This is a genomic window from Pseudomonas sp. GW823-FHT06B06 (genome assembly GCF_058795195.1).
Map to the genome: position 1 here is coordinate 1 of NZ_JBXAHO010000027.1, position 9,261 is coordinate 9,261.

Annotated in this window: 9 protein-coding genes and 1 tRNA gene; 4 read left to right on the forward strand and 6 right to left on the reverse strand. The window is 59.3% G+C overall.

Going from position 1 to position 9,261, the window contains the following annotated elements:
* Positions 1 to 247: 247 nt before the first annotated feature.
* The 4 genes from AC1Q8Q_RS22180 to AC1Q8Q_RS22195 form a co-directional block, all read right to left on the reverse strand.
* Positions 248 to 1,027: an ABC transporter permease gene (locus AC1Q8Q_RS22180; RefSeq protein WP_020799677.1), complete on the reverse strand. Its 780-nt coding sequence runs from the start codon at positions 1,025 to 1,027 to the stop codon at positions 248 to 250.
* Positions 1,024 to 1,956, reverse strand: a complete 933-nt coding sequence (locus AC1Q8Q_RS22185) for an ABC transporter ATP-binding protein (protein ID WP_020799678.1) — start codon at positions 1,954 to 1,956, stop codon at positions 1,024 to 1,026. Before AC1Q8Q_RS22185 ends, AC1Q8Q_RS22180 begins: the two co-directional genes overlap by 4 nt.
* A 132-nt stretch (positions 1,957 to 2,088) precedes the next feature.
* A complete protein-coding gene (locus AC1Q8Q_RS22190) occupies positions 2,089 to 2,712 on the reverse strand; it encodes a glutathione S-transferase family protein (RefSeq protein ID WP_020799679.1) in 624 nt (207 codons plus the stop codon).
* A 43-nt stretch (positions 2,713 to 2,755) separates the two neighbouring features.
* Positions 2,756 to 3,415, reverse strand: coding sequence for a transglutaminase-like domain-containing protein (locus AC1Q8Q_RS22195; protein WP_020799680.1), 660 nt, complete (start codon positions 3,413 to 3,415; stop codon positions 2,756 to 2,758).
* Between the two features lie 248 nt (positions 3,416 to 3,663).
* Here AC1Q8Q_RS22195 and AC1Q8Q_RS22200 point away from each other — a divergent pair, with 248 nt between their 5' ends.
* Together AC1Q8Q_RS22200 and AC1Q8Q_RS22205 are read left to right on the forward strand one after the other, a co-directional pair.
* A complete protein-coding gene (locus tag AC1Q8Q_RS22200; protein ID WP_492615502.1) occupies positions 3,664 to 6,111 on the forward strand; it encodes an acyl-CoA dehydrogenase in 2,448 nt (815 codons plus the stop codon).
* A gap of 81 nt (positions 6,112 to 6,192) precedes the next feature.
* Complete coding sequence (locus AC1Q8Q_RS22205) at positions 6,193 to 6,600, forward strand: PA2817 family protein (RefSeq protein WP_008062898.1); 408 nt, start codon at positions 6,193 to 6,195, stop codon at positions 6,598 to 6,600.
* 133 nt (positions 6,601 to 6,733) lie between these two features.
* Here the strand turns inward: AC1Q8Q_RS22205 and AC1Q8Q_RS22210 are convergent, their stop codons facing one another.
* A complete protein-coding gene (locus tag AC1Q8Q_RS22210; RefSeq protein WP_020799682.1) occupies positions 6,734 to 7,732 on the reverse strand; it encodes a LysR family transcriptional regulator in 999 nt (332 codons plus the stop codon).
* Positions 7,733 to 7,823: 91 nt separating this feature from the next.
* Here AC1Q8Q_RS22210 and AC1Q8Q_RS22215 point away from each other — a divergent pair, with 91 nt between their 5' ends.
* Entirely contained in the window at positions 7,824 to 8,450 is a 627-nt protein-coding gene (locus tag AC1Q8Q_RS22215; RefSeq protein ID WP_033045665.1) for a serine-tRNA(Ala) deacylase AlaX, read from the forward strand.
* A gap of 26 nt (positions 8,451 to 8,476) precedes the next feature.
* Positions 8,477 to 9,115, forward strand: coding sequence for a LysE family translocator (locus AC1Q8Q_RS22220; RefSeq protein WP_020799684.1), 639 nt, complete (start codon positions 8,477 to 8,479; stop codon positions 9,113 to 9,115).
* Positions 9,116 to 9,183: 68 nt separating this feature from the next.
* Here AC1Q8Q_RS22220 and AC1Q8Q_RS22225 read toward each other — a convergent pair.
* A tRNA-Gly gene (locus tag AC1Q8Q_RS22225) sits at positions 9,184 to 9,259 on the reverse strand.
* Positions 9,260 to 9,261: the final 2 nt, after the last annotated feature.

A 9,261-nucleotide genomic window follows, 5' to 3' on the forward strand; every position in this document is an offset into this window, starting at 1 on the left:
CCCCCCCCCCCCCCCCCCCCCCCCCCCCCCCCCCCCCCCCCCCCCCCCCCCCCCCCCCCCCCCCCCCCCCCCCCCCAGGACCGGAGCGAGGCACCGAACGCCGGGGGCAAGAGCCCTTGGTTATTTGGGGCTCTTCCAAGTGACTCGCTGTAAGAGCGAAACCCTAAGTGGCCGTTACCGCAGGAATGGATATGTACTCCGTCAACAATCAATAGGTCGGCTGCCAGGCCGCCATCGTTTGAAAATCTTAAGTACGCATCCCCCGCCCACTCACCAGCAACCGCGCACAACCGATGTACAGTACGATCGTCGCCACCACCATGAACGTAATCGCAATGCTGATCCGAATATCCGACACCCCGAGAATGCCGTAACGGAACGCATTGACCATGTGCAGCACCGGGTTGGCCAAGGACACGGTCTGCCAGAACGGCGGCAGCAACGAGATCGAGTAGAACACCCCGCCCAGATAGGTCAAGGGCGTCAGCACAAACGTCGGGATGATCGAGATGTCATCGAAGTTGCGTGCAAACACGGCGTTGATGAAGCCCAGCAGCGAGAAGATGGTCGCAGTCAGCACCACCACCAGAATGGTCACGCCCAAGTGATGCACCTGCAGATCGGTGAAGAACAGCGACAACAGCGTCACGATGATCCCGACCATCAAGCCGCGCAGCACGCCGCCGAGGGTGTAGCCGATCAGGATGGTGTGCGGCGACACCGGTGACACCATCAATTCTTCGATGGAACGCTGGAATTTACTGCCGAAGAAACTCGACACCACGTTTCCGTAGGAGTTGGTGATCACCGACATCATGATCAGGCCCGGCACGATGTACTCCATGTAAGTGAAGCCACCCATATCGCCGATTTGTCGACCGATCAGGTTGCCGAAGATCACGAAGTACAGAACCATGGTGATCGCTGGCGGCAGCAGGGTCTGCGGCCAGATCCGGGTAAAGCGCCGGACCTCACGGTAAACGATGGTATTGAGGGCAACGAGGTTGGGCTGCAGCTCGGAACTCATACCGCCACCTTCGACAGATTTTTCTCCACCAGGGACACGAACAACTCCTCGAGGCGATTGGTTTTGTTACGCAGGCTCAGCACTTCAATGTTCTGTTGGGCAAGCTGAGTGAACAGCGCAGTGATGCCCATGCTTTTGTCCACCTGGACTTCCAGGGTGTGGGCATCGAGCAAGCGTGACGGATAGCCGATCAACTGTGGCGGCGCGCTCACGCTGCCCTTCAGATCCAGCAGGAAAGTCTCGACGTGCAGCTGGCCGAGCAACTGTTTCATGCTGGTGTTCTCGACGATGGTGCCGTGATCGATGATGCCGATATTGCGGCACAACTGCTCAGCCTCTTCCAGATAGTGCGTGGTGAGGATGATGGTGATGCCTTTCTTGTTCAGCTCGGTGAGGAAAGTCCACATCGAACGGCGCAGCTCGATGTCCACCCCGGCAGTCGGTTCGTCGAGGATCAACAGGCGCGGTTCGTGGACCAGCGCACGGGCGATCATCAGGCGACGCTTCATGCCACCGGACAGCGAACGCGACGGCACATCGCGCTTGTCCCACAGGCCAAGTTGGGTCAGGTATTGCTCGGCGCGTTCCTTGGCAACTTTCGCCGGGATGCCGTAGTAACCAGCCTGGGTCACGACGATGTCGAAGGTCTTTTCGAACTGGTTGAAGTTGAACTCCTGGGGTACGACGCCGATGCAGCGCTTAAGCGCCGCCGGGTTCTTGTCCAGGTCGTGGCCGAAGATATTCACCGTGCCGCTGGTCTTGTTCACCAGGGTCGAAAGAATGCCGATGGTCGTGGATTTGCCGGCGCCGTTGGGGCCGAGCAAGGCGAAGAAGTCACCTTCGGCGACATCCAGATCGATACCACTCAAGGCCTGGAAACCGTTGCCGTAGGTTTTGGTTAGCTGCCGGATGGACAGAGCGGAACTCATATCGGATTACGCACCAAGAAGGGAAGAAAGGGACAGATATGGGCGGGCGGCGAGCAATGCAACCGCGGCGCATCAGTGCAATGGTGCTTGTCGCCGCCGCACAAGTACAGTCAAGTGTGTCGATAGTGAGTATTAAGTCAACGCGGTCATGACCGCCTTGCGATACGCCGGACGCTCTTTCAACCGTGCGTACCAGGCCTGCAGATGGGGCTGTGGCGAGCGTTCGATCGGCATCTCGAACCAGGCATAAATGAAACTCCCCAAGGGAATGTCGCCCATGCCGATCTCGTCACCGGACAGGTATGGCTGGCTCGCCAGCGCCTGATCGGCCATCGCCAGCAGCGCTTCGCACTCCTTGATTGCAGCCTGGATCGCAGGCCAGTCCTGTTGATCGGCCGGGGTGCGCAATACGCCCCAGAACACCGTACGGAACGGTCCGGCAAAACTCGAAGTGGTCCAGTCCATCCACTTCTCGGCGCTGGCCCGCGCTTGCAGATCTGCCGGATACCACGGGGTGTTCGGCGCATGCCTGGCCATCAGATAGCGGACGATGGCGTTGGATTCCCACAACACGAATCCATCGTCTTCAATCACCGGCACGCGGCCATTGGGGTTCATGGCACGGTACTCGGGCGTATCGACGACACCAAAGGCACCGCCCGCATCAATGGCCTCATAGGCCAGGCCCAATTCCTCGGCGGCCCACAATGGTTTTCTGACATTCGATGAATTTTTCCGACCCCAGATCTTCAGCATGACCGCCTCTTTATGGATGAATGCGCAGGCAGCATACGCCGGATCAGGCGCGACTCAAATCGCTGCGCATGTCTCCCAGCAGCGGCGCAAGATGCTCGCCGAACAGGTGCGGATAGCACTTTTCAAGGTGTTCGAAGAAGAACTTTTCCGGCACGTCGGTGAACTGGCCGTGGTCGATCAGGTACTCCATCAACTGCTCGCCGTCGCGATTGAAGGGATGAAACACGCTGTCATTGATCCCGTCGAATTCCAGCGGCGCCACATTGAATAAGTCGCACAACCCCTGGTTGAACGCAGGGGTGGCCTTGACCCAACGACCATTCAAATAGAGCTCGGTGTAGCCGTGCATGGCGAACACGTCGCTCTTGAGCAATTCGAGCAGGCGCGGGGTCGACAGATGATTGCGCACGTCCGCCAGACCGATGCGTGCAGCAATCCCGCAATGCCGCGCGGCACCGGCCAGTAGCGTGGCTTTGGGCACGCAATAACTCTCCCCGCTCGCCAGCGCATAACTGCCACGCAAGGTCTGTGGGTCACGACTGAAGGTGTACGGGTTGTAGCGCACCGCCTCGCGCACGGCGTAATAGAGCTGGATCGCCTGCTGGAGCGGGTCGCGACTGGCGCCACGATGTTTTTCGGCGAACTCCACCACGCAGGGGTGGTCACTATCGATGAAGCGGCCGGGGCTCAGATACTCATGCATGCGGGCAATCTCCAGGGCAAGCCCCGAGTCTATCGAGAGGTTCAGCACAGAGATAACGACGTTTCGGCCAAACATGGGCGCTTTGCCGCCCGCTCAATGAACGATTTTTCACGGTCTGTCGCACCTAAGGCCTACACAATCATCCAGGGTTTCCCACGATTTCAATCACCTCGCTCTGACCACCCCGTTTCGCGGATGCCGTCTAAGCTCTGTGGGTTGGTTCGCCCTGGGTTCACGGAGGATTAAATATGCTGCTGTTGTGGATAATGGTTCTGGTTGTCGGGATAGCTTATTTAGCCCACCGTCGCATCGCGCCGCTGCCTGCCCTGGGCATCGTGGCTGTCTTTCTGCTGGCAATGGGCGCATTCAGCCGCGCACCGGGCTGGCTGCTGTTGATTTTCTGGGTGCTCACCGCCGCCGTGGCGGCGCCTCTGCTATTGCCTGACCTGCGCCGCAAATTCTTCAGCGCACCGATGTTCAACTGGTTCCAGAAAACCTTGCCGCCGATGTCGGACACCGAACGCGACGCCATCGAAGCCGGTACGGTGTGGTGGGACGGCGAGCTGTTCAGCGGTCGTCCGGACTGGAACAAGCTGCTGTCCTATCCCAAGGTGCAACTGAACGAGGAAGAACAGACTTTCATCGACGGTCCGACCGAAGAGCTCTGCGCCATGGTCAGCGACTGGCAGCTCGGTCAAACCATGGACTTGCCGGCCGAGGCCTGGACTTACATCAAGGACAACGGCTTTTTTGCCCTGATCATTCCCAAAGAGTTTGGCGGCAAGGGGTTCTCGGCCTACGCCCACTCGCAAGTGGCGATGAAACTGGCCAGTCACAGCGGCGATCTGGCTTCTACCGTGATGGTCCCCAACTCTCTCGGCCCAGCCGAACTGTTGCTGCACTACGGCACCGACGAGCAACGCAACCATTACCTGCCACGCCTGGCGCGCGGCGACGAAATTCCCTGTTTTGCACTGACCGGCCCTCTCGCGGGTTCGGACGCGGGCGGCATGCCTGACACCGGGGTGATCTGCAAAGGCGAATGGGAAGGCAAGGAAACCCTCGGCCTACGCCTCAATTGGGAAAAGCGCTACATCACCCTGGGCCCGGTCGCCACCCTGCTCGGCCTGGCGTTCAAGGCGTACGATCCGGACCACTTGCTGGGCGAGGAGGAAGACCTGGGTATCAGCCTGGCGCTGATTCCAACCGATCTGCCCGGTGTTGAAATCGGCCGTCGTCACCTGCCCCTGGGGGCGGCGTTCATGAACGGTCCTAATTCCGGCAAGGACGTTTTCGTACCGTTGGAGTTCCTGATCGGCGGCCAGGAAATGCTCGGCAAGGGCTGGATGATGCTGATGAATTGCCTGTCCGTCGGGCGTTCGATTTCCCTGCCGGCGGTGGGCACCGGCATGGCCAAGTTCACCAGCCTGGTGACCGGCCAGTACGCGCAGATCCGCGAGCAGTTCAATGTGCCGATCGCCGCTTTCGAAGGCATCCAGGAAGCCATGGCGCGCATCGGCGGCAACGCCTGGATGATGGACGCCGCGCGGATGCTGACTGCCAACGCGGTGGACCTCGGCGAGAAACCGTCGGTGCTGTCGGCGATTCTCAAGTACCACCTCACCGAGCGTGGCCGCGAGTGCATCAGCCAGGCGATGGATGTGCACGGCGGCAAGGCGATCATCATGGGGCCGAACAACTACCTGGGCCGCAAATGGAACGGCGCACCGATCTTCATTACCGTGGAAGGCGCGAACATTCTTTCGCGCAACCTGATGATCTTCGGCCAGGGCGCGATTCGCTGCCACCCCTTCGTGCTCAAGGAAATGGCCCTGGCCACTCGGGAGGACAAGGATCAGGCACTTACCGAGTTCGATGGCCTGCTGCTCAAGCACATCGGCTTTGCCGTGGGCAACGCCGCCAGCACGCTGGTGCTGAACCTCGGTTTCGGGCACCTGGAGCACGTACCGGGCGACAAGCTCAGCCAGGGTTATTTCCGCGCGCTGAACCGCCAGGCAGCCGCATTCGCCCTGCTCGCCGACCTCAGCATGATGCTGCTCGGCGGCGAACTGAAACGGCGCGAACGCCTGTCGGCACGATTGGGTGATGTGTTGAGCAACCTGTATCTGGCCAGCGCCGCGCTCAAGCGCTACAACGACCTCGACTCGCCGGAATACCTGAAGCCGCTGTTTACCTGGGCCATGGAGGAAAGCCTCGGTCACGGCGAGCGGGCCATGGACGAATTGCTGAACAACTTTCCGAGCAAGGGGCTGGCCTGCCTGTTGCGGGTGATCGTGTTCCCGTTCGGGCGTCGTCACAAAGGGCCTTCGGACAAACTCGGCGCCGAAGTCGCCGCAGTGATTGGCCGCGCCAAGGGGGATCCGGCCCTGGAGGAAGTGCTGCTGGGTTGCTATCGCCCGCAATCGGTCGAAGACCCTGTTGGCGTCCTGCAGCACACCTGCGATCAGTTGAACGCCGCGCTACCCATGCGTAAAAAACTGCATATGGCGCTCAAGAGCGGCCAGGTCAAACCGGTCGCTGGAGAAAATGTCATCGATGCCGCACTGGAAGCCGGCGTACTGCAACCGGTAGAAGCACACACTCTTCGAGAGGCCGAAGTGGCACGTCGCAAAGTGATCGATGTCGATGCTTTCGACAAAGAGGAAATAGCACTGACCGATGGCAAGGTCCGCTGATCCATCCAGCGCCCCATCATGGGAAAATGCGCGCGGGGGCTTTATACTCCCGCGCCCGTTTTGCTCTTGAGGACTTATCTCGTGTCCAACATCGTTGCCGATCATCTCGTTTTGCTCGACCATCTGCGCAGCATCCTGGTCGCCGTAGGTGAGGCCGAACAGGTTCCCGACGAAAGCCATGCTTTGTTCCTGGAGCGCTTCGACGAACTGCTTGCACTGCTGCCGGTCGACCCGATCGAAAGCCAATACCTGGGCCAGGACATCCTGTGCCAGGTCATCACCCGCTACCCGCAAATCGCCCACCTGGTGCCACGCGACCTGCTTTGGTACTTCGCCGGTGACTGCCTGCATTACATGCCCGATGATGAAATCGACCTGTACCAGGCACTGGAAGAACGTCGCTTCGAAGCCGAACAGAATGACGAGCCTTTCGACTGGAACCAGGAAAAACAGCTGCTGTCCCTGTCCAATCAAGACAGCAAGCACTGATGAAAAAGGCCCGCATGGTTGAACATGCGGGCCTTTTTTCAGGATCAAAAGATCGCAGCCTTCGGCAGCTCCTACATGGAAATCACGTACACCCTGTAGGAGCTGCCGAAGGCTGCGATCTTTTGATCTTTCCTCAGAACAACCCCTCACTTTCGGGCAGCTCATACTCCGAAACCGCAATATTCGAACTGCTCGACTTGCCCGGCTTGCCCAACGTCGGCTCCTTCTCCAGGCACTCCACCAGGTAATCGATCAACACCCGCAGCTTGGGTGGCAGGTATCGCGTGGGGGAGTACAGCAACCACGCGCCTCCGTGGTAGGACGCCAGGAAAGTCCAGTCCGGTAACACTTGCACCATCAATCCCTTCTCCAAGGCACGACGCGCGGTGAAGTACGGCAGGCTGCCGATGCCGATGTGCTGCAGTACCGCGCCAAAACGTACGCCCGTGTGATTGGCGGCATATCGCCCGCGCACCCCGACGGTTACGGATTTGCTGCCCTTCTTGAACTTCCAGCGCGCATCGCTCGGGGTTTCGCCCAAGTAGATGCAGCTGTGGTTGAGCAGGTCATGGGGGTGAGTCGGCGTACCGTGCTCAGCCAGGTATTGGGGGGTGGCGCAGAGTAAATGGTCGATGCTCAGCAGCTGTCGCCCCACCAACCCCGCTGGCGGACGGTCGGTGATGCGAATCGCCAGGTCGACGTGATCGTCGATCAGATCCACCTGACGGTCCTCAAGCAACAGCTCCACATCCACCTTGGGATAACGGCGCAAAAACTCCGGCATATGCGGGTGAATCACAATTCGACCGACCGCTTTTGGCACGCTGAGGCGCACCACCCCTTCGGGCTCGTCGGTGAACTGACCACTGATTTCCATCACTGACCGGGCGGCGTTGACCATCTCCTGACAGCGCTTGAAGACCTCCTCGCCACCGTCGCTCAACCGTAACTTGCGCGTGGTCCGTTGCAGCAGGCGAGTGGCCAGGGCCTTTTCCAGACGCGAGATACTGCGACTGACAGCCGAGGGCGAAGAGCCCAACTGGCGTGCGGCTTCGGAGAAACTGCCGGTTTCGACGACCTTGACGAAAATCGCCATTTCACCCAGCAACGGCAGTGGAAGATTTATGCTCACAACGCAACAGTCCTTTGATGTTTGAACGGATTATCACGCCAAACCGCGCTTCATATAATAAAAAATAGAAATTTGAATACGAGCATGGAATATGACGCTTCGCCTCTTTTTCCATAGTGATGACCTCAAGGCCAATGTGGAAGTCCTGGACTGCGCACCTCACGAGAACGAATTTGCCGTGGTGCTGCGCGCAACCTTGTTTCACCCTCAGGGCGGCGGGCAACCTTGTGATATAGGCTGGATTGGCGACAGCCGGGTACTACGCGTAGTCCAGGATCCAGACCGGATCGTCCATTTCGTCGATCAGCCAATCAACCTTGGCATGACCTTGATTCGGGTGGATGAACAGCCTCGCCAGATCAATACGCGCATGCATTCAGCCGGCCATCTGATTGGACACTTCGTCCAGGCCATGGGCTGGATGCCAATCAAGGCGCATCACTGGCCCGGTGAAGGGCGAGTGCAATTCAAACCGTCAGAATCGGCGCTGGACGTTGACGCGCAGACCGTGCAATACGGCCTCGAACAGTGGATCGCCCATGACCTGCCGCGCCTGACATCGCTGCGCGAAGGCGCCCGGGAAATCAGTTTTGGCGAACTGCCCGCCTATGGCTGTGGCGGCACCCATGTACGTAGCCTGAAGGATTTGGGCGCGGTCACGATCGCGTCGCTTTCGCAAAAGAAAGGCACGTTGTCCGTCCACTACCACGTGGACTGAGTCCCCCCCGACCTTCTGGAGTTGCAATGCTTTCTAATTACCTGGGCGAATTCCTGGCATTGGCGACGATTCACTTTCTGGCCGTGGTCGCGCCCGGACCGGATTTCGCCGTGACGATTCGCCAGAGTGTGCGTTTCGGCCGAATGGTTGGCATCTGCACGGCACTGGGGATCGGCGCGGGGATTTCCGTGCACGTGCTGTATACCTTGCTCGGAGTCGGAGCGCTGATGCATACCACGCCCTGGCTATTGACGGTGGCCAAGGTCGTGGGTGGAGCCTACATTCTTTATCTGGGTGTCAGCCTGGTGCGCAGCCGGCCGAAATCCGTATTGGAAGGCGATCAGCCGACAGATCAACCCGTTGTCGAGCAAACGCTGCTGAAGGCGTTCACGACAGGCTTTCTGACCAACGCCACCAATCCCAAGGCCACACTGTTCTTCCTGGCGATCTTCACCACGATCATCAGCGCCACGACACCCCTGAAGATCCAGGCGCTATACGGTGCATGGATGTGCCTTGTGAATGCCCTGTGGTTTGTGATCGTTGCCTTGTTCTTTTCAAGCAGCCGGGTCAGGTTGCTGTTCATGCGCATGGGACACTGGTTCGAACGCAGCATGGGGGTGGTCCTGATTCTGTTCGCCGGGCGGTTGATCCTGTCGATGTAAAACAGCGTCAGCAGCTAAATCGCGCACAAACAAAAACGCCGCTCAATGAGCGGCGTTTTTGTTAAATATGGAGCGGGAAACGAGACTCGAACTCGCGACCCCGACCTTGGCAAGGTCGTGCTCTACCAACTGAGCTATTCCCGCAA